The 20,793-nt window shown below is 70.1% G+C and carries 10 protein-coding genes; 5 read left to right on the top strand and 5 right to left on the bottom strand.

The window, feature by feature from the left end; genetic code table 11:
* Positions 1–147: 147 nt before the first annotated feature.
* From Q0L11_RS21330 to Q0L11_RS21315, 4 genes are read right to left on the bottom strand one after another with little or no spacing between them, the layout of a single operon-like run.
* Positions 148–4,125, bottom strand: coding sequence for a hypothetical protein (locus Q0L11_RS21330; RefSeq protein ID WP_296599951.1), 3,978 nt, complete (start codon positions 4,123–4,125; stop codon positions 148–150).
* A 7-nt stretch (positions 4,126–4,132) separates the two neighbouring features.
* The gene (locus Q0L11_RS21325) at positions 4,133–6,064 is read right to left on the bottom strand and encodes a hypothetical protein (protein WP_296599950.1); all 1,932 of its coding nucleotides are present in this window, start codon (positions 6,062–6,064) and stop codon (positions 4,133–4,135) included.
* A 2-nt stretch (positions 6,065–6,066) separates the two neighbouring features.
* Positions 6,067–8,004 (bottom strand): heme-binding protein, encoded by a 1,938-nt coding sequence (locus Q0L11_RS21320; RefSeq protein ID WP_296599949.1) that lies wholly within the window; start codon positions 8,002–8,004, stop codon positions 6,067–6,069.
* Positions 8,005–8,012: 8 nt separating this feature from the next.
* Complete coding sequence (locus Q0L11_RS21315; RefSeq protein WP_296599948.1) at positions 8,013–9,398, bottom strand: multiheme c-type cytochrome; 1,386 nt, start codon at positions 9,396–9,398, stop codon at positions 8,013–8,015.
* A gap of 240 nt (positions 9,399–9,638) precedes the next feature.
* Between Q0L11_RS21315 and Q0L11_RS21310 the strand changes: the two genes are divergently transcribed.
* From Q0L11_RS21310 to Q0L11_RS21290, 5 genes are all read left to right on the top strand, one after another.
* Positions 9,639–11,327, top strand: a complete 1,689-nt coding sequence (locus tag Q0L11_RS21310; RefSeq protein WP_296599947.1) for a ShlB/FhaC/HecB family hemolysin secretion/activation protein — start codon at positions 9,639–9,641, stop codon at positions 11,325–11,327.
* Between the two features lie 17 nt (positions 11,328–11,344).
* Positions 11,345–15,052, top strand: coding sequence for a filamentous hemagglutinin N-terminal domain-containing protein (locus Q0L11_RS21305; RefSeq protein WP_296599944.1), 3,708 nt, complete (start codon positions 11,345–11,347; stop codon positions 15,050–15,052).
* A complete protein-coding gene (locus Q0L11_RS21300; RefSeq protein WP_296599943.1) occupies positions 15,049–18,198 on the top strand; it encodes a CHAT domain-containing protein in 3,150 nt (1,049 codons plus the stop codon). Before Q0L11_RS21305 ends, Q0L11_RS21300 begins: the two co-directional genes overlap by 4 nt.
* 15 nt (positions 18,199–18,213) lie before the next feature.
* Positions 18,214–19,863, top strand: coding sequence for a glycosyltransferase family 4 protein (locus Q0L11_RS21295; protein ID WP_296599941.1), 1,650 nt, complete (start codon positions 18,214–18,216; stop codon positions 19,861–19,863).
* Positions 19,864–19,959: 96 nt separating this feature from the next.
* Positions 19,960–20,409, top strand: a complete 450-nt coding sequence (locus Q0L11_RS21290) for a hypothetical protein (RefSeq protein ID WP_296599940.1) — start codon at positions 19,960–19,962, stop codon at positions 20,407–20,409.
* 223 nt (positions 20,410–20,632) lie between these two features.
* Here the strand turns inward: Q0L11_RS21290 and Q0L11_RS21285 are convergent.
* Positions 20,633–20,793, bottom strand: a 161-nt coding sequence (locus Q0L11_RS21285) for an ACT domain-containing protein (protein ID WP_296600073.1), incomplete at its 5' end; no start/stop codon positions are given.

Raw genomic sequence — 20,793 nt, 5'->3', positions numbered from 1 at the left:
CGTGCTGGCCTCTGCGCGGTGGCGCGTTAGCGCCGTGGGTTCGTGGCCGAAAAAGACAGCGTCTGGGGCGTGCCGTGAACTGGATAGCAGAGTGCGCCCTCATCCGACTTGCTACGCAGGCCACCTTCTCGCGCAAGAAGGACTTCGTCAGCGGTCCGCCTGCCCCGTCGTGCGCGGACCCAGCCAGCCCGTCATGTCGACCGTGTCGGTGACGCGGTAGGGGCGACCCCACCTGTCTGTGAAGAAGCGCTCCATCTCGGGCCGGGTGAACGGGCGCGAGCCCAGCCGGCCGAAGATGGCCATCTGTCCGCCCGTTTCGTCGACCGCCCGGTCGCGATCCAGGCCCTTGGACATGGCGAGGGCCGGCCCCGGCGTGCGGGCCCAGGCGATCAGTTCGGGCTTCGGCGCCGGCGAGAAGCCGTAGAAGTTCGGCTGGGTGGCCGGGCCGATGAGCTGCAGCACCTTCATGCCGTTCCGGCCGTCGGCCACGTAGGCGAACAGCGAGGCATTGGTCGAGCCGACGACCACATCCTCTGCGTCGTTCAGCGCGCCGCCGGCGTCGAACTTCTGGTAGAGGCGCGGCCGCTCGGGGTTCTTCACGTCGACGATGACGAGGCCGTCCTTCTTTGCCGCGACGTAGGCGTAGGTCCGGGCCACGTAGACGCGGCGGGCGTCCACCAACGGGATCGTGGCGCCCTCGACGAGGCGGGGCTGGTCCAGCTTCGTCACGTCCAGAACTTCGAGGCCGCGCGCGGTGGTCACCCACAGATAGCGGAACTGCAGCGCCGAAGCGCGGACGTCGGGCAGCGCGACTGTGGTGATGTGGCGCGGCTTCATCGGGTCGTTCAGGTCGACCACGACGAGGCCGGCGTCGGCGGCGATGTACGCGTAGTGCCCGCCGAGGGTGATGTGCCGGGCGCCTTTCAGCACGTTGCCCGGGTTCCAGGTCACCGCCCGCTTCAGCATGTTGTTGCGCGGGTCGCCGTCGGCCAGCGTGTTCACGTTGACGAGGATCAGGCCCTCCTCGCTGTCGGTGACGACGGCGTAGGAATAGAGCGGGTGGAAGGTCTGTTCCTGATTGGCCTGCAGCATGCTGATCTCGGCGCCGGCAGCGTCCTTGACCATCATCTTCTGCATGGCCTCGTTGCGAAGCGGCGCGATGTTCTGGTTCGTCGGCAGGGCCATGCAGGTGGCGTTCTTCGACGGCACGCGGGTGTTATGACCTAGCGGCGAGAACGGCGCGGAGATCACGCGCTCCGACACGCCCTTGTTGGCCACGCTGGCGGCGTCGAGCACGTTGAAGCCGCCCTTCCCTTCGGCCACGAACATGTACTCACCGCGCAGCTGCAGGCAGCGGGCCGCGCCGTCGGTCTTCGCGACGAAGTTGGAGATCTCCTCGGCGGAGTCTTCCTCGCCGCCGGACACGCCCTTGCCCTTGGCGAAGGGCTTGCCGCGCACCCAGTTCTTCAGCTCGCGCTTATTCTGCTCGACGTGCAGCTTGTAGAAGTCGGGATAGGCGTACCGGTGCAGGTACGAGCCAAACACCGCCTGCGGCTCGCTCCACTCGGAGACGCGGACCGCCTCGACGCCGCCGTCCAGGCCGACCCAGGCGTTCTGGCCCACGAAGTTCACGAAGTTGGTCCCCAGCAGCAGGAGCTGGGCCATGATGGCGTTGTTGTCGTTGGCCGCGCTGACGTGGCAGTCCGAGCAGGTCTTGGTCTCGGTCGAACGCACCGTGTGCGGGAAGTGCGGCGCGAAGGCCTGGCTGGAGAAGCCCGAGGCGGCGATCGGCGGTTGCTGCACGTAGATGCGTTCTCGGTTGACGTTGGTCGAGGACAGCACCAGGGCCGACGACGAGCGGATCGGCGCGATGGTGGCCCCCTTCGTCGTCATGTGCTTGCCCAGTTGGTACATGTCGTCCCGAGCGACCTGCGGATTGTAGGTCGCGTAGTTGCGGGTCTCCTGCTCCTCGTACTTGTGCGTCGTGGTCTTCCAGTTCGCCTCGATCGGCAGGTGGCAGCCCGCGCACGCCGTGGTCCACGAGGTGTGGCAGGCGAAGCATTCCATCTCGTCGTCGTTGTGCGCACGGTTGCCGGGCGCCACGCCCGGCCCCCACTGGAACGGCTTGCCGTTCTCGCTGATCTTGCTCATCAGCTTCGCGCGCGCCGACTTGGCGTTGTAGTCCGGCGAGGTCGGATCGACCGTGTCCTTGGTCAGCTTGATCCGCCATTCCAGCTTGGGGTCCAGCAGCGAGCGCTGGATCAGCACTTGGCGGCCTTCTCGCTCCATCCACTCGAAACGGCGCTGGCCGTCGGGGTTGCGCAGCAGGGACAGGTCGTTGCCCTTCGGGTCCGCAGCCGGTCCAGACGTGCGCAGGGTCGGATAGGCCTGCGAGCTGCCGTGGCAGTCCTTGCAGCGGATCTCCACCGCATTCGCCACTTCGCCCATGATCAGACCGCTGCCGTGGCTATCCTGGCTGAAGTGGCAGTCGGCGCACTGCATGCCCTTCTCGGCGTGGATGTCCATCATGTGGACCGCCTTGCCGGGCGCATTCTGGCCGGCCGGGGTGAACTCGGGCGCGCCTGCCTTGTGGAACTTCTCAGGGTCGTCGTTGGCGATGACCGCGCCGTCCTTGTCGAGCAGGTTGCCGTCGCGGTCGCGCTTGAAGATGGCGCGGAAGTTCCAGCCGTGGCCGTGGTAGTCGGCGAACTGGGTGTCCTTCAGCTTGGGGTTCAGGCTGAAGACGTTGCGCAGGAAGTCGAGGTCTGCCCACTTGCCCCGCGGCGCGGCGCCCTCGGGGTTGCGGTTGAGCACCTTCCGGATCTCTTCCGAGGTGGGGTACTTCTGCCGCTCGGGCCACATGAAGGGCGCATCGGCCTCGTAGTCCCACATCGTGTAACCGAGGTAGGTGTTCACGAACATGTTGGGCTGGTGCATGTGGCAGTTCATGCACTGGGCCGTCGGGATCGAGCGCGTGAAGGCGTGCTTGATCGGGTGCCCGGATTCGCCCTTCGGAATGGTCGGGTCGGCCTGGGCGCTTTCCCCGTCGCGGCCGAACGGCGCCCACGTCAGGCTGGCGTGCGGCTGGCGGTTGTTGGCGTAGACCACGTGGCAGGACGCGCAGCCCGACGAGCGATAGTCGCCCGGCTGGTCATTGGTGCCCATGAACCAGGTGAAGGGGTCGTTCAGGCGCGTCTTGTGGATATTGAGCAGCGGGATCGCAGCGCGCAGGCCCGTGCCGGGCCCACGGTTCGACTGACGAATATCGGGGCGGCCCGGCTCTTCCAGGCGCTGCAGGGCGCCGTTCGCATTGGGCAACCCCACCTCGGCGAACTGGCTGTTGATGTTGCGCCCGCCGCGCTCGAAGACGCGGAAGATGTCGGCGGGGGGCGTCACCTGCCAGGTCGGCAGCGGATAGAGCGTCGGCAGCGCCCCACGCTTGGCCTGCGCCGGCGTGACCGTGCCCGGAGGGTTGCCCGGCGACAGCAGGCGGGCCGGCTCGCCATGGGCGGTGTAGGCTTCGCCCAGGACGTAGTTCTTATAGGGCAGCAGGCCGTTGTTGTAGGACGCGCCGCCTAGGAGCATCGCGCCGGTGGCCATCAGGGAGCGCTCGGCCCGCTCGATCAGCTCCATGTGGCACGCGCCGCAGGCCTGGCGCGCGACCCGATAGTCCGACGGGTTCACGAAGCGGACGAACTCGGGGCTTTCCTTGTTCAGCAGCGCGTAGCTTTGCTTCGGATTGGCCGAGCTGGGGTAGTGCCAAGTCTTGGGATACTTTGGCAGCACGTGCGCCTTGTCGCGCAGGGCCGTATAGCGCGGGTCGGTCTTCGCCAGGCCCACCGACGCGACCACACCCGCGTCGCCGCCGTGGCACGAGGCGCAGCCCAGCTTGACCGCCTGCGACATGTGCATGGTCTTGGCGTCGCTGTCGGTGTGGCAGCTCACGCAACCGGCGCTGTCCTTGTCGACCTCGGCGTCGGTCATGCCGATCCGCGCCGGCGCCGCCGCGACGTACTTGCGCGCGACGGGCTTCTCCGCCTCGCTGGCCTTCAGGGACAGAGGCGCGAGCACGGCCACCGCGACCAGCGCGCCCGTCCTCAGCCATTTCGCCCCGAATTTCAGCATCTTGTCCCTAGAAGGTGAGAATCGCGTTCAGCAGGATCGAATAGTACCGCTTATCTCGGTCGCGGTTCGTGAACAGGTCGTTGAACCCGGCCCCCGGATCGAACACCGCCGCCGAGGCCCGGAACACCACGTTCTGGGTCATGTACGGCCGCCAGATAGTCGAGAGCGAGGCGTCCCAGCCCAGCGACTTCGGGATCGAGCCCTCCATCCGCAGCGCCTGCAGCACGTTCGTGTTTGCGAACGACAGGTGGTTGATGTTGGTCGAGACGCGAAGCTGCGGGGTCACGTCGACGTCCGCCCCGCCCCCCAGCAGGATGGTGCCCGGATTGTTGAAGTTGGACTGCCCCTCTTCCTTCGAGGAGCGCAGGCTGTTCAGCACGCCATTGCGGGCGTTGATGCCGATTACCCGACCGCCGCCGGCGAACGGGATCGTCTGGCGTATCCAGTAGCTGGTGTCCGACCCCGCGAACTGCGGGTTCTCGAAGATGGCGTCGAAGCCGGTCTCCTTGTTGTCGTACGGGTCCTTGTCCGCCGACGCGTACAGGCCCTGCAGGCGCAGCCGCACCCAACTGAAGTCCATCGAAGGCTCGGCCGCGACGAAGTAGCTGCGGATCTTGGTCTTGCGCCCGGTGAAGATGCTGTTGCGGTCCTCGCCCAGCGCCGCATAGGCCGAGGCCGTCAGGTTGATCCGCCCGATCCGGCCGTCGGCGTTGTAGCCCAGGTACGTCACGTCGTAGTCGCGGCCCCGGAGGTCGCCGATCAGCGCCGGCCGCACCGGAAAGCCGTTCTCGTCGATCTGGATGTCGCCAGCCTCGCGGTTGCGGTTGTAGACCACCGTCACCTGCGAGGTGATGCCCGGGAACGGCAGGTCCTGGCGGTAAAGGTTGGCGAGGAAGACGAAGTCGTCCCGCGGCGTCTGCGTCAGGTCGTTGAGGCCGGAATTGGTGTCCTTCTCGACCCGCCAGAAGGCGGCGAGGTTGTATTGGATCCGGTTGTTGTCGCGGTTGCCGAACAGCCGGACGCCGAGCTGGTTGTCCTGGAACAGGAAGCCGCGGAAGTCACTGGAGAACGGCTGGATGCCGACGCGCAGGCTGTCGAAGTCGTAGCGGTCGGAGACGTTGCGCAGGTGGTAGTCGAGGAAGACTTCCTGCACGCCGATGAAGGCGTCGTTCCGGTGGGTGGGCTTGCTCGGCTCGACATGCAGGACGCGCTTCTCGGGCACGTCCACGTAGTTGTCCTGGAACGCCAGTGCGACCCGGAACTCCAGCTCCGGTGGCTTGTACGCCGTCGAGCCCTTGATGATCGAGGCCGCGGCGATGAACGTCTGCGCCAGCACGAGGCTGGTGTTGGTGCCAAACACGTCCAGGCTGCCCGGCCGCGACGTCGTCTGGACGCTGACCGGGATCGGGAAGCTGCGCGGTTCGACCACCGTGTCGGAGATTGCGGTGACGGCGAAGAACCAGTCCTCGGTCCCCTTGATCGGGATGTCGCCCTTCAGGAAGTTCTGGTTGTAGGGGTCGAACCAGCGCGGCTTGGTGACGCCCAGCGCGCCGGCGAGACGCCAGCGGTCAGGGATCGGCACCTCATCCTTGGGAAATGCCTCGGGTGGTGGCGCGCGGACGGCGCCCGGATTGTCCTGCACCACCGGCGGCGGCAGGTCCTTCTGCCGGCCGGGAATACGGCGGCCGTCGAGGATGTCGTCGATCGTCGGCGCAGGCTCGCCGTCCGGCGCGGTGGCCTGCGGCGGAGGCTCCGCGGCCGGCTCCTGGGCCGCCACGTCCTGCGCGGAGACGCCGGCCGAGGCTGCGCCGGACGCCGCGACCCGACCGTCCAGAATGTCGTCGATGCTAAGGGCCGGCTTCTCGCGCGCGGACGCGGCCCCGGCCTGCCCGGCGAGGGCGGCAAAGGCGGTGAGCGCGAGAAGCGTGGCCGGGCGCATGCCTATTTCCCCTGGCACACGTTCTGTTCGCTGCTGTCGAGGAACGGCGCGAACGGACAGCCCACGTAGCGCAGGCGGGTCGACGTCGGCCCGACGAGCAGTTGATCCGAGCGGATAGCCGCCGGCGCATTGCCGATGCCGCCAACGCGGACACCGGCGTTGTGCGCGCCGAGGAACGAGATCATGTCGTCCTGGTCGATGCCGTCGCCCGAGACGCCGATGGATCCGACCAGCCGGCTGCCCCGGTAGATCGGTACGGAGCCTGAGAAGATCTGCAGCCCATTCTGCAGCCGGTTCTGACCGGGCGCGACGTCGGGTAGGAAGGTGCAGCGCTGCGGCGTGTCGGTGGCGGACGCCCCAGTGACGTAGTTCAGGTGCTGGCCGATATTGCCGATGACCAGCGCCGACTGAAGGCCCGTGGACAACGGACTCCACTGCGCGATGGGCCGCGAGAGCGGACCGTTCGGCCGGCCGACCTCACCATCGGGGAAATAGGGCCGGGAGAGGTTTCCGATCGCTTTGGCCGCAAAGGCCGTCTTACCGGTGAGAGCGGTCTGATCCGGGAAGAAGTCGCGCACCTTCTGCACGAAACCGCGAACATCCGCGCTGGGGTCGCCCAGGAGGTCGCTCGCCGCGGAGGCGCCCGACATCAGCGCCGTCGTGCGCGCCTTCTGGACCGAGACGTCGATGCCGAAGACCGGCGCGTCGGGCGCACGAACGATGCCGAGGATTTGCCCCCGGCTATCGACCACGCTGATGGAGACCTGCGCGCGGCTGTCCAGCGGGCGCCGGATCTGGCCGCGCGCCCGGCTCATGACCGTGAAAGCTTCCTCGAGCAGCGCCCGCACTTCGGCGTCGGTCAGCGGCGTCAGGCCGTCTGCGGCGTCCGTGCCCCCACGGATCGGGAAGCGGTTGGCGCCGGAACCATTGGTCAACACCATGGCGCTGGCGATGGAGAATTCGGCGCTCGAAGCCAGGCGCAGGCCCGACGCCTCGGTTCCGTACGTAGCGCCCGCGAGCGCACCGCCGCCCGGGTAATATCCGGTGACCGCGGTAAACGCGCCGGTTCCCGCCGGCAGGCTGGCAAAGGCAGGCGCGCTGGCCGGCACGCTGCGCAGGCCGGCCGCCGTGGCGTCGCTGAAACGCAGCGACGTGCCGTCCACCGTCACGCGCTCGGCCCGGATCTCAGTGGGGGCGTCGAAGCCGGTCGCAGCGGCGTAGGCGATCGCCTCCTCCGCGTCGTCATCCGTGTCGAGGATGTTCTTGTCGAAGCCGTAGTCCCCGTCGGCCATGACGCCGACGCCGCCCACAAGGACCCCGTTCTTGTAGAGCGGGAAGCCGCCAGGGTCGGCCGACAGGCCCAGCGGCGAGCGGCGCGGTCCGATCGAAGTGGCGGCGGTCCGGGTGGTAACGTCCGAGCACGGCAGCGACGAGAACTGAACCCCGAACAGCGGCCCGCCTTCGAGCCCCGCCGTGGTGGGAGCCGGCGGAAAGTGTTCCTGCACGATCATGCTGGCCGTGCGGGTCGAGAACGCGTTGCCCCCGGACGAGAGGTAGGCGCCCGTGATGGCCTTGGCGATCGCGCCCGCCGCCGCCGGAACGACGACGCCCTGGGCGTCCATGTTCTGGCCGTTGGGCGCGGCGCGCAGCGTCGCGGTCGCTCGCGCGCCCGTCATCGAATAGACGGCCAGCACATTGCCGACGCGGTCGGTCACCGCGATCACCGCCGGCAGGTTGCGCGCCTTGGCCTCGGCCACGGCCTGGGCGATCACCTGCTGGACATCCGCGGTCGTCAGGCTCTGGGCCGCCGGCAGGGTATAGGCCGGTGCGGACGGCGTGGTGGGCGGCGGCGTGGTCGTCCCGCCGCCGCTGTCGCCATTGCTTCCGCCGCCGCCGCACGACGCGAGCGCCAACGCGGCCACAGACACGGCCCAGCGCATTCCAGACTTCATCTCAGCGACCTCGCGGCCTGCGCGACCTGGGCCAGCGAGGCTCGGAACGCGTCAGGACGATAGCTGTTGGGGTCCCGCACCTGGGCGTAGGCGCGGTCCAGGTTCGGCCGGATACGCGCGGCGGCGCCCGGATCGACCTGGCCCGACTTCACCAGGGCGTTCAGCAGGGTGTCGGCGGCCATGACCGCCTGGGCGCTGCCGGCGTAGTCGGTGTAGCGCCGCGCGATCTCGCCCTGCAGCACCACGTCCACGATGGCCAGCGTCTCGCTGCGGGAGAAACTGCGGGCCGCGAAGGCGTCGGCCAGGGCGCGCGAGGTGGCGGCCAGCTTGGCGGCGGCGCGGATCGACTCGGACCGGTCGCGGGCCAGGGCGGCGTGGAACGCCCGGCTGTCGGCGTCGAAACGCGCGGCCAGGCCGGGCGCGACCACTTTGGCGGCCGCCGAGAGCATGATCATGTTCTCGTCGTTGAACGGCGGCGTTCCGGCCGGGATCGGTCGGCCTGGGTTGGCCTGCCACTGCGGCCGCGCCTTCGGATCGTCCGAGATCTGCCGGTGGCAGGCGTGGCAGTCGAAGAAATAGAGTTCGGGGAAGGCGCCGTTCCCACGCCCGGGCTGGCCGTAGAGCGTCAGCGCGCGGTCCAGCGCAAGCGCCTGGCCCACCGCCCACGTCTTCACGCCGCCAGCGTAGGTCTTGCGCTTCACATAGTCGGCGTCGACATCCCAGTGCTGCTGCAGGCTGGAGAACAGGTCGAGCTCGAAAGCCACCCGCGGGTGGCCGGCCGACATGATCTCGTGGCTGACGAACTGGCCCGGCCTGTTGCCGCCGAAGTGGCAATCGAGACAGACGCCGGCGCGCACCCGGGGGTTCTCCAGCGCCTTCATGCCGCGCGAGACGTTGTCGGCATGCGAGCCGTTCACTGCCCGGTGGCTGGCGAGCCAGCCGCCGGAGCCGCCATGGCAGGCTTCGCAGCCCACGCCGTCGGAAATCTGGAAACGCGCGCCGCGCTGGCCGGCGCCCGCGGGATCGGCATGGCAACCCAGGCACTGGCGAGCGACGCCGCCGTCATCCAGGCCCATCTTGCGGATGATCGCCTGCCCGCGCGCATCATAGAGTACGCGGTAGGCGCGGCTGTGCGCTCCGGCGACACTTGACGGATCCTGCCAAGTGATGAGTTCGTTCTGGCGCACGTTCACGCCGGAATCGACCTGGCGGCTGTGGCACGTCGAGCCGGCGCACGACGCCACGCCCTCGTGCACGCCGCCGGCGGAGGCCTCGGGCGCCGCCGTGGCGGAACGGCCCAATCCGATCGCGAGGCCGCCGATCGCAAGAACGGCGGCGGCGCACAGCGCGCCGACGACACGCGACGTTCGTCCCTCCCCCATCGGCCCTCCCCCGGCACGCAACCCGCTGCGAATCTTAGCGAGGTCAGTGGAGCTTCGGTAGCCTGAATAGATTGCTAACCGCCCATTTGCCATGCCGCGGGCGACGTGCATGCGTCCTCGGGCGACAACCGCACGTACTTAACAATGCGTTCTTCGATCGATAAGACGCGAACCAATCGACCTTGGGGGGTTCCTGATATGACCGGGCGCAGCTTAAGCGCTCTTGGCGCAGGTGTGTGCGTGCGCCTTGCCGTGGCCGCTCTGGCGACCACGGCCCTGACACCGGCCTTGGCCTGGGCGCAGACGCCCGCCACGCCGGGCACCACGGCCGCCGAACTCAATCCCGAAGCGCGGGTCTCGCGTCCGCCGCCATCGCGGGCGGCCAGCGCCTTCACGCCAGAACCGCCGGGCCCCTGCCCGCTGGAGTCATCCGATGTGCAGGTGACGCTGAACAGCGTCGCGTTCCGCGGGGCCACCTCGGTAAGCGAGGCGCAGTTGCGGAGCGCCTATGCGGAGTTCGTGGGCAAGCCCCAGCCGGTGTCGGTCATCTGCCGTATTCGGGACAACGCGGCCCGTATCGTTTTCGACCACGGCGTCCTCGCCCGGGTCGAGATTCCGGAACAGCGGATCGCCGGCGGCGCGCTGACGCTGGAGGTGATCGAAGCGCACGTTGTGAACGTGCGGGTGCGCGGCGACGTCGGCCCCGCCCAGGCGGCGGTCGAGCGCTACGCGGAAAAGCTGCGGGGCATGAGGCCCTTCGACATGGCCAGGGCCCAGCGCTACCTGCTGCTGGCATCCGACATTCCCGGCCTGCGCGTGCGCGCGGCGGTTCGGCCGTCCACCAGCGGCGAGCGCGGCGCGGTGGATATCGACCTCACGGTCTCCAAGGATGGCCCCCAGGCGATCGCCAACGTCACGAACACCGGCTCGAAATCCGCCGGCCGTTGGGGCGGTCTCGTCCGGGCCGAGCTGGCTGGATACACGGCCTATGGCGAGAGCACCTCGCTCACCGCGTTCCACACGCTGGACTCCAACGAGCAGTGGCTGGTGCAGATCGCCGAGAGCGCACGGTTCGGGTCGGAAGGCCTGACGGCGCGCGGAGCCTTCACATACGGAGAGAGCCGGCCGGGCGCATCGCTGAAGCCGCTGGACCTCAAGAGCCGCTCGATGGTCGGCAATGTGGAGCTGGCCTACCCGCTGGTCCGGTCGCGCAACCAGAACCTCAACCTGGCCGGCGGTCTCGACCTGATCGACCAGAAGACGGACGCTGGCGGCTTCGGCCAGCTCAGCCACGACAAGCTGCGCGTGCTCTACGCGCGCGCCGACGGAGACTATCGCACCGAAGTCGCCGAGCGGCCGGTGCTGCTTTCCGGCGGCGTTACCCTTCGGCGGGGCCTGTCGATCCTTGGCGCCAGCGACGCGGGCGACCCCAGCCTGACGCGCGCGCTGGGCAAGCCGGACGCCTGGGTGGTCCGCGCCCAGGGCGGCGCCGACGTCGCCCTCGCCGAGCGCCTCACCGGCACGATCCGCGCCCAGGCGCAGTACGCCGACGACGTGCTCCTGCCCTATGAACAGATCGCGCTGGGCGGCCTGACCGTCGGACGGGGCTACGACCCGGCGGCGCTGCTCGGCGACAAGGGCGTCTCGGCGGCCTTCGAGGTCCGCTACGGGCCACTGCAGGTCCACCCGAAGGTGCTGGCCGCGCCCTACGCCTTCGTCGACACCGGCTATGTCGTGAACAACAAGTCGGCGCTCAGCGGGCTCGAAAGGGACCGCAGCCTCACGTCCGTGGGCGGTGGCGTGATCTTCCGCCTGTTCAACCGCGCCAATCTCGAAGTCACCTACGCCCACCCGCTGCACGCCACCGCCCGCGGTGCGTCGCGGCCGGGCGACCGCATCCTGATCCAGCTCACCGCGAGCCTGCTGTGATGCGGAAGGAAAGCCAGATGTCGACTGCTCCGACCCACGCCAGCCTCCAAGCCCCGATCGCCCAGCGCCACGGCCTGCTCGCCCGCACCGCCCTGTGCGGCGCCCTGTGCGGCCTCAGCCTGCTGCCCCACCCCGCCTCGGCGCTGCCCACAGGCGGTGGCATCCCGCAGGTGAGCGCCGGCGGCGCCCAGCCCAACATCGTCAGCACCGACACGCACACCGAGATCACTCTGGGCGCGCCCCGCACGGTGCTGACCTGGACCGGCTACAACCTCAAGCCGGAGGAGTCCGTCACCTATAACTTCGGCGCCAAGAACTGGATCGTCCTGAACCGGATCACCGGCCTGCAGCAGAACAAGATCGAAGGCTCGATCGAAGGCAAGGTGGGCGGCCAAGCCGGCGGCAACATCTGGTTCAGCGCATCGAACGGGATCATCTTCGGCAAGGGCTCGCATGTCGACGCCGGGGGCATCCTGGTCGCGATCGGCACGCCGGACCTGGCGAGCTTCCTCGAGCCCACGAACAACCTTTTCTCGTTCAACGGCGCCGACAACATCAGCGGCGCCCGGATAATGGTGTTAGCCAACGCGTCGCTGACCGCCCATGGCGGCATGGTCGCGCTCGTCGGCCCGACTGTGCAGACGCGGGGCAACGCCCTGGTCAGCGCGACCGAGGGCAGCGCGCTCTATGGGTCCGCCCGCAACTTCCAGATCCGCCTCGCCCCCGGGACGGGCGGCGACTTCGATCTGGTGGACTTCATCGTACCCGACGCCGGCAGCGGATCCGACGCCGACATCGCCCTCGACCTGGGTGCGGAGACCAAGGCGAACGCGGTCTTCGTCGCGGCGGTGAACCGCTCGGCGCTTGGCAGCGCGGTGATCAATATCGACGGGCTTGTGACCGCCCAGGCCGTGAAGGCGGACGGCGGCGACATCATCCTATCCGGCGGCGGCGGCATCGCCGATCGCCAGGCGGCCCCCGCGCTCGCCGGCGTCGCCTCCACCGCCATCTACCTCAACAAGTCCAACGCCTCGCGCGACCTGAAGATCAGCCAGGTGGGCCGGGTTATCGGCCGGCCCTGGCCGCGGCCGCCCGAGGAATTCGTCGACCCCAAGACGATCCAACAGGACGAGCAGGAGGCCGCCGAGTGCGACACGCGCGGTGACTGCGGCCAGGACGACAACGGGTTCGGATTCGCCCCGGTCGAGACCATCGACCTCGACGGGCCCGCGCTGGTCGCCAGCCTCTTCGACCCCACGGCGATCTCGTCCATCAGTTCCGGCCGCGACACCCGCATCGCCGCGACGGCGAGCGTCGAACTGGGCCGGTCGACCTCGGCCCGGGACCTCGTCGTCCAGGGCGGCGACGTCAAGGCGAACGCGGTGGTGGCCAGCGGCGCCCTGCAGGTGACCTCCACCACGGGCGATGTCGTTCTCGCCGGCGTGGGCGCCATGGGCCCGGGCGTCATCAACGCCAAGGCGGACGCGCGGCTTGAGAACATCTCGGCGCCGAGGGGGCTCACCGTCACCTCCGGCCAGAACATCACCGTCGGCGACGGCGGTGGTGACGTCTCGGGCGCGATCACCCTCTCCGCCCCGCAGAACGTGACCCTCGACCTGACCTCCGGTCGGATCGACACGATCACCGCCGGCGGCAGCGTCAACCTTCGCGGCGCGGCCGATGTCGGCACGATCACGGCGCCGCGGGTCTTCGGCCAGGCGGCCAGCGTGAAGATCGGAACGGTCACGACCTCGGGCGACCTCTATGTGGTCGCGACGGCCGGCGACGCCAGCGTCGGATCGGCCACGGCTGGAGACGATATCTACGTGCTGGCGACGCACGGCACGGCCTCGCTGGGCAGCGCCACCCTAACGGGCGCGGGCCAAGACGTTGTCGGCCTGGAGTTCGCCGGCAATCCCGACATGGCCGGCAACGGCCGCGTGGTGCAGGTCCAGTCCAGCGACCTGGACGCCCGCCTGGGCACGGGGACGGGCAGCGTAGTCGGGGCCAGCGCCGTCAGCGTGATCGCCGGCCGCGACGCCGTGGTCGAGGTGACGGGAACGCCCGGCGCCTTCACGGTCACGGCGGCCCGTGACGCCACGCTGCGGGCGCCGACGGTCGCGCTCGACTCGGTCCGGGCCGGTCGCGACCTTTCGATCGGCAGCACCACGGGCGACTTCACGATCACCAACTCGCTCAGCGCCGTGCGCAACATCTCGGTCAGCGCCGCCGGCGCGCTGAAGGTGGCGGACGTCCGCGCGGACGCCGGTTCGGTCACCCTGGTCGGCGCTACGGTCACGGCCGGCAATGTGTCGGCCAGCGAGGACCTGACCCTGCGCGCGCTGAGCGGCGGGGTCACCACGACGAGCTTTAAGACCGGCCGCGATCTGATCGTTCAGGGATCCTCCCTGTCGCTGGGCGCAACGATCAGCTCGGTCGCGCGCGACCTCTCGATCACATCGTCGGGGAACTTCACCTCCACCACGCCGCTCAGCGCCGGGCGCAATTTGACCCTCGACGTCGCCGGCAAGGCCACGCTGGGCGCGACAACGGCGGCGAACTCGATCCGGATCGTGGCCGGCGACCTCGACCTCACGGGCCTGCTCACGACGCCCAGCGCGCAGATCGAGTCCAAGGGCGGCGCCATGCGGGTCGGCGGCGATGCCGGCGGGTCGGGCTTCGTGTTCGATGGGGCGGACTTCGGCCAGCTTCGCGTGACGGGTCAGACCCGGTTCTACGCCGGCTCGACCACCGGCTCGGCGCGCGGCGACCTCACGCTGCAGAACCTGACGGTCAACACCGCCGCCACGCCGAACGTCGCCTTCCTGGTGGGGTCGTCCAACACCGCGTCGGTGCAAGGCACCGTGGCGCCCAGCGCGAACGGCGGAACGCTCCGCATCGGCGACGCCAGCGACCTGTCCTGGCGGCCGGCGTCGATCCTGGTGAGCGGCGCTCTCGGCGCGGCCACCTTCGCCAACAACGGCGCCAGCTACACCGGCGTCCGGGCCTTCGACGAGGTGCGGCTGGCCGCTCGGCAGGACGTCCTGTTCGGCTCGCAGCGCTTCATCAGCCTGATCCAGGGTACGCCGATCACCGCCATCGACATCGCGGCCGGCCAGCCGGCCGGCGCCGCGCCCATCGGCGACGAGGTCGGCAAGGTCTTCGTCGCCACCGGACGGCTGGAAGTGTCGGCGGATGGTAAGGCCGTGCAACAGAACACCGCGCCTGTCGGCTCGGGCGGCACGGCGGGCCTATTCTTCACCGGCGCGTTCAGCCCGGCGCTGATCATCGACCCGCCGCGGATCGTGGAGCTTTGGGGCGCCCTGGCCGGCGCGGACGGCAAGGTCGTCACGGGGGCGGCGGCCGGCAGCGGCATCACCTTCACGGTGGTCGACGCCAGCGGCAATCCCACGACCCGGCCGGACGGCGCGCAGTACCGCTTCAATGCGTGCGACGTGGGAACCAATAACTGCCCCGTCATCGCCACGCCCGCCTCCGGCGGCGGAATGGGCGACATGAACGCGGGCATCCTCACGACCCGGGACCGCCTCGGCGACAGCGACCAGACCGACGCGAGCGTCGACGCCTTGGGCGCCGAAACCCTGACGAGCCCGCCGGTGCTGCTCACGCTTTCCGAGCCCCCCACCGACGAGATCGTCACCGACCCCGTGGTCACGGGCGCCGGCAGCGAAGAAATCTGGCGCAAGCGCAGGCAATCCAAATGATCCGCAAGAGCCTCCTCCTCGGAATGGCCAGCATCGCCGCGGTCGCGGCGGCCCCGTCCGTCGCCGGCGCCCAGACGCGCGCCGACCTCATCCCCCTGGGCCAGAGCGCCGCCTCGGGCGCCGTCTGCCAGGCCGTGCGCGACTACGACGACCCGGTCGTGCAGGCCGCAGGCCGGCGCGCCTGGAACATCCGCTGCCGCGGTTGGGAGGGCAGTCTGGGCCGCCTCTATGCCCTGCCCCGAAGCGCCGACGCCGGCGCGTGGCAGGCTGCCCTCGCAGCCCGCGCCGACTGCGCCGATCCCAAGTCGGCCGCTGTCGCCGGACTGGGTCCGGTGGACCGCCGCGCCTGCCGCAGCGCGGCCGGCAAGGCGCCTTATCTCACCTACGTCTCGAACCGCGGCGGACAGGTCTATGTCGCGGAAGGCGCCGCCCAGATCGCCGACGTGCTGGAGACGGGCCTGAAGGTCGTCGCCGGCGCCGCCAAGCCCCCGGCGATGTCGCAGGTGCAGACCTCGGCCGCCAGCGCGGAGATCGCGGCGGACTTCGGCGGCGCCACGGGGGGCCTCGCCCGCTCGCAGGCGGCCGCGGCCACCGACCCCAATCGTCTGCGCGCCCGCGCCTACGTCCAGAACAACGAGTGGCGCTTTGAGGAGGCCGAGACCGACTTCCAGGCGCTGGTCGCCGACGCCGAAGCCCGCCGCGCACCGCCTGCCGAACTGGGCGACGCCTTGCTGAACCTGGCGCTGAACGTCTCCAACAACGGCCGCTTCGCCGAAGCCGACCGGCTGTTCCGCGACGCCGACGTCCAGGTGGCGGCCGCCGGCGATCCGCTGTTGTCGGCCCGCGCCCGCACGTATCGCGCCCTGCACCTGCGCAACGCCGGCCGGTTCGCCGACGCCGTGACCGCCGCCCAGGCGGCGCTCAAGGCCAGCGACGAGGTTCGGGCGGCCCGCGGCCTGGCCGTGACCGGCCCTGCCGTGACACAGGGGCCCGAAGGCCTCGCCATCGGCGGCGACCTGGCCTCGGCGCTCAACAACCGGCCCGGCGGCCGCGACGTACTGGGCGGCAGCCGCGTCACTCTCGCCGACCGCCTGTCGGTGCAGGACGCCCAGGCCCTCGAGGTCATGGGCTCGTCCCTGGCCGCACAAGGCGACGCCGCCGGCGCGCGCGATGCGCTGGCCCGCGCCAGCCGCACGCTGACCTCGGCCGAGGCCAACGGCGCGCTGAACGTGTGGCTCCGCGCACGAATCTCCGCCGACCTCGCCGAGATCGACATGGATTCCGGTCAGCCGGCCCAGGCCATCGGCAAGTACAACGAAGCGCTGCGCACCATCCGTCTGCGCCACGCCGGCACCGCCGCCGAGGGCGGGCTGCTGCTGGACCTCGGCCGGGCGCAGGTGCGCGCCGGCCAGGAGGACGCGGCGCTGGCAACCTATGCCCGGGCCTTCGAGCTCTTCCAGGCCCAGCGCGGCGCGCTCGGCGCGTCGGCCGACGACGCCGCGCCCTACTTCGACCTGCTGCTCAAGCGGATCGGCAGCGACCCAGCCAAGGCCGACGACTACAAGGCGCGCTTCTTCGCGGCGGCCGCCAGCGTGGTGTCCAACGCCACCGCCCAGACGGTCTCCAAGCTCGCCGCGCGCGTGGCGTCCGGCGACAGTGCGGTCACCGGCCTGGTCCGGGCCCTTGAAGACACGCGCCGCGAGCTGCGCGCCACCGAGGCCCAGGCGGCCAACCTGCAGGCCGCGAACACATATGAAGGCGCGGCGCGCTCGGACATCGAGGCCAAGCTCAAGACACTGCAGGCACAGTCCGACGCCCTGGAGAGCCAGCTTCTGGCCGCCAATCCGCGCTACGCCCAACTCGTCTCGTCCGAGGCGAAACTGTCCGACCTGCAGAAGGCTCTCGGACCCGACGAGGTCTATGTGAAGATCCTGCTGCTGGACACGGGGGGCTACGGCCTGCTGGTGACGCCCACCGGCGCCCGGCCCTATGCGATCGAGCTGAACCGCGGCACGGCCGGCGCCGCCGTCCGCCGCCTGCGCGCTCCGTTCGAGGCGGAGGATACCCTGCCCGCCTTCGACGTTGCGACCGCCCACCGGCTGTTCCAGCAGCTCTTCGGCCCCGTGGCGTCGGACATCATGGCCGCGAAGCACTTGGTGTACGAGCCCGACGGCGCCCTGATCTCGCTGCCGGTCGGCGCACTGGTGACCGCCGATCCGTCCACCGTGCTGGCCGGCGTGGCGACCGGGGCCGACCCCGACTACCGCAAGGTCGCGTGGCTGGGCGCCAAGGTAGACTCCGCCCTGGTCCTGTCCGCGGCCTCGTTCATGCAGTCTCGCGCCTTCGCGCCGTCGAGAGCGACCAAGAGCTTCCTGGGCTTCGCCGATCCTGCCACGCCGAAGAAGTCCGACGCTCAGGCCTACGCCTCGGTGGTCCGTCGTTCGGTCAGCCTGCGCAGCGAGCGGGACCTCAGCAACGTCTGCGAGAACACGCGGCTGGCGCTGCTGCAGATGCCCGCCCTGCCCGATACCGCCGACGAGGTGCGCCAGGTGGGCGCGAGCATCGCCGGGAACCAGGGCGAGCAGATCGTCACCGGCGCGGCCTTCACCGACGCCTCGGTGAAATCGCGCAAGGACCTCGCGGACTACAAGGTGTTGTACTTCGCCACCCACGGCCTGCTGCCCCAACCATCGGCCTGCCTGCCCGAGCCGGCGCTGATGACCTCGGTGGGCCTGGGCGACTCCGACGGCCTGCTCGACGCCACAGAAATCCTGGACCTCAAGCTCGACGCGGACCTCGTGGTGCTGTCCGCCTGCGACACCGGCGGCGCGGGGGGCGACGAGGCCTCCAGCGGCCTGCAGGGCGGCGGCGAGGCCCTGGGCGGCCTGACCCGCGCGGTGATCTACGCAGGCGGCCGCTCGCTGATCGTGTCGCACTGGTCCGTGGACTCCGTGGCGACGGTGCGGCTCATGACCGGCATGTTCTCGGCGACGTCCGGGAACCAGGCGGCCGCGATGGCGCGCGCGCAGATCGCCCTGCAGCAGAGCGAACAGTTCTCGCATCCCTACTTCTGGGCGCCCTTCACCATCGTCGGCGACGGATCGCGCGCCATGCCGGGCGCAACGACCCAGACGGCGGCGCGCTAGGCGGCGGCCGCCGCCATGGCCAACGCGGCGATCCGGCTGGCGCTGGAGGCCTATGACGGCTCGCGGCCGCGGCCCATGGGCCGCCATGCCGCCGGCGAAGGCTTCCTGCGCGGGTTCCTCCGGTACGGCGACGTCGATCGCTTCCACCTATGGAACGCCCTGGACGAGGATCCGGCGGCGCTGGAGGCGCTCGTCTCCCGGCTGGGTGGCGTGGGCCGGCCCGTGAGTTGGCTGGGCCGCGGCGACCGCGCGGCGCTCGGTTACACCGGCGGCGTTCACATTCCTACGCCGGAGCTGCGCGCCGAGGCCTGGGCGCGCCATGCGTTCGGCGCAACGGCCTATTCCATCACCGGCGTCACCCACACGATCGCCTCGACCCATATCCTGGATGAGATCTCGGCCCTGCTCTCCGCGCCGCTGGAGCCGTGGGACGCCCTGGTCTGCACATCAGACTCCGTTCGCAAGGCCACGGAAAACCTCCTGGAATCCTCGGCGGCCTATCTTCAGGAGCGGTTCGGCGCGAGCCGCCTGCCGGCCGTGCAACTGGCGACAATCCCGCTGGGCGTCCACACCGACGACTTCCGCCAGGATCCGGGATCGCGGAACCGCTGGCGCGCGCGGCTCGACATCCCGGCCGACGCGCCGGTGGTGCTCTATTCGGGCCGGCTCAGCATCGGGACAAAGATGCATCCTGCCCCCATGGCCCTGGCCCTACAGGCGGCGGCGCAGACGCTCGGCCGGCCCATCTATTGGCTGGTCTACGGCTCGGGGCTCAGCTCCGACGACGAGACGGCCTGGCGCGAAGCCGCGGCGGCCTTTGGCCCGGAGCTTCTGATCCGCGAGGCGCCCGACAGCCTGGTGTCCACGCGCAACGAGATCCTGTCCGCGGCGGACGTGTTCCTTTCGCTGTCGGACAACGTCCAGGAGACATTCGGCCTGACGCCGGTGGAGGCCATGGCGGCGGGACTGCCTTGCATCGTCAGCGACTGGGACGGCTATCGCGACACCGTGCGCCACGGTGTGGACGGTTACCGGATCCGCACCGTCGCGCCGCGTCCCGGGCTGGGCGGCGACCTGATCTACGCCTACGACCAGCGCCTGATCGGCTACGGGACCTACGCCGCGGCGACCTCCCTGTTCACCGCCGTCGATATCGGCGACACGGCGCAGGCGCTCAGCAGGCTGCTGGCGGATCCCGGGCTTCGGACACGGATGGGCGAAGCCGGCCGCGAGCGGGCGCGGGGGACCTTCGACTGGCGGGTCGTCATTCCGCAGTACCAGGCGCTGTGGGCCGAACTGGCCCGCCGCCGCCAGGCCGTCCCGGCGCAGACCGGGCAGGAGCACCCGCACCGCCCCGACCCCTTCCGGATGTTCAGCGCCTATCCCAGCGCGATCCTGGGACCGGCGGACATCGTCGCGCTCGTGGAGGCCCCGGAGGCGGTCGCCGCGCGGCTCGCTAATCCATCGGCCCGGGTCGAGGCCGCCCGTCTCCCGAGCCCTGCCGAGGCGATGGCGCTGCTGGAGACGCTCCGGAACGGTCCGCGCACGGTGGGCGAGCTGCTGGCGACGACGCCGGCCGAACGGCGTCCCTTCGCCGAGCGCGGACTCGCCTGGCTGGCGAAGTTCGGCGCGGTGCGTCTGTGCGACCCCACGTCGCGTACATGAGAGCGACGGTCGGTGTTCAGGTACCGTTCACGGCGCGGATATGCTAGTGCGGCGCCGACACGGGACGGGCGCCAGACATCTTTCGGGGTGAGATAGATGCGTAAGATTTTGATTGGATTGGCTCTTTCGCTCACGGTCTGCGGCGCTGCCGCGGCGAGCGACTACATCGTGGTGAATTCGACCGACCCTGCGTTCAAGCGCGGCCAGGCCTTCGATGCAGGCGCCAAGGTGGCGCTGGGCGCCGGCAAGACCATCACCCTCATGCGCGCCTCGGGCGAGGTCACGACGCTGAAGGGCGGTCCCTCCGGCGTGACCGTACCGGGCGCGAAAATGGCCGCCGCCGACAGCGCCCGCTTCGAGACCCTGCGCGCCCTCGTCGAACCCCCGCCCTCCGGCCGGACCTTCGGGGCCCGCCGCGGCGGCATCTGCCCGGCGGTCGAGACCCTGGTCACGCTGGACGACATCGTCCGGGTCGCCGACAGCAGCGGGTGCAAGACCGTCGCCCGGCAAGCGCTCGACAACTACCTGGCCAAGGGCGCCAACTGACAATTCGCCTCGTGGTGGGCGGAGGGCCGGCGGCGCGCCGAGGCGCCCGCCGGCCCTTTTCGTTTGCGCCGCGCGCGGCGGCCCGCCCGACTACCCTCTTTGGGTAATCGCGCGCCTCGGCGACCAGCGACGCTTGCTATCAGGATACGGCATCGGGGAGATGCATACTGGCGGCTGGGGCGTCATACCTCAGCCGCCGCTCCTTTTGGGGGCGCCCCCCGGGTTACCCCTTTGTCCGCTCCACCTCTTCAACGCTCGGATTGGCACGGAGCGCGGCGGAAATGTGCGTCAGGTGGCGCGCGTCGTTGACGTCGACGTCGATGTCCACATCGAAGAAGTCGGACTGCCGGTGGTGCATCCGCAGGTTCACGATGTTGCCGCCGG

It is taken from the genome of Phenylobacterium sp., from assembly GCF_024508875.1.
GTDB lineage: Bacteria > Pseudomonadota > Alphaproteobacteria > Caulobacterales > Caulobacteraceae > Phenylobacterium.
This window is presented reverse-complemented; position numbering and strand designations above follow the sequence as displayed.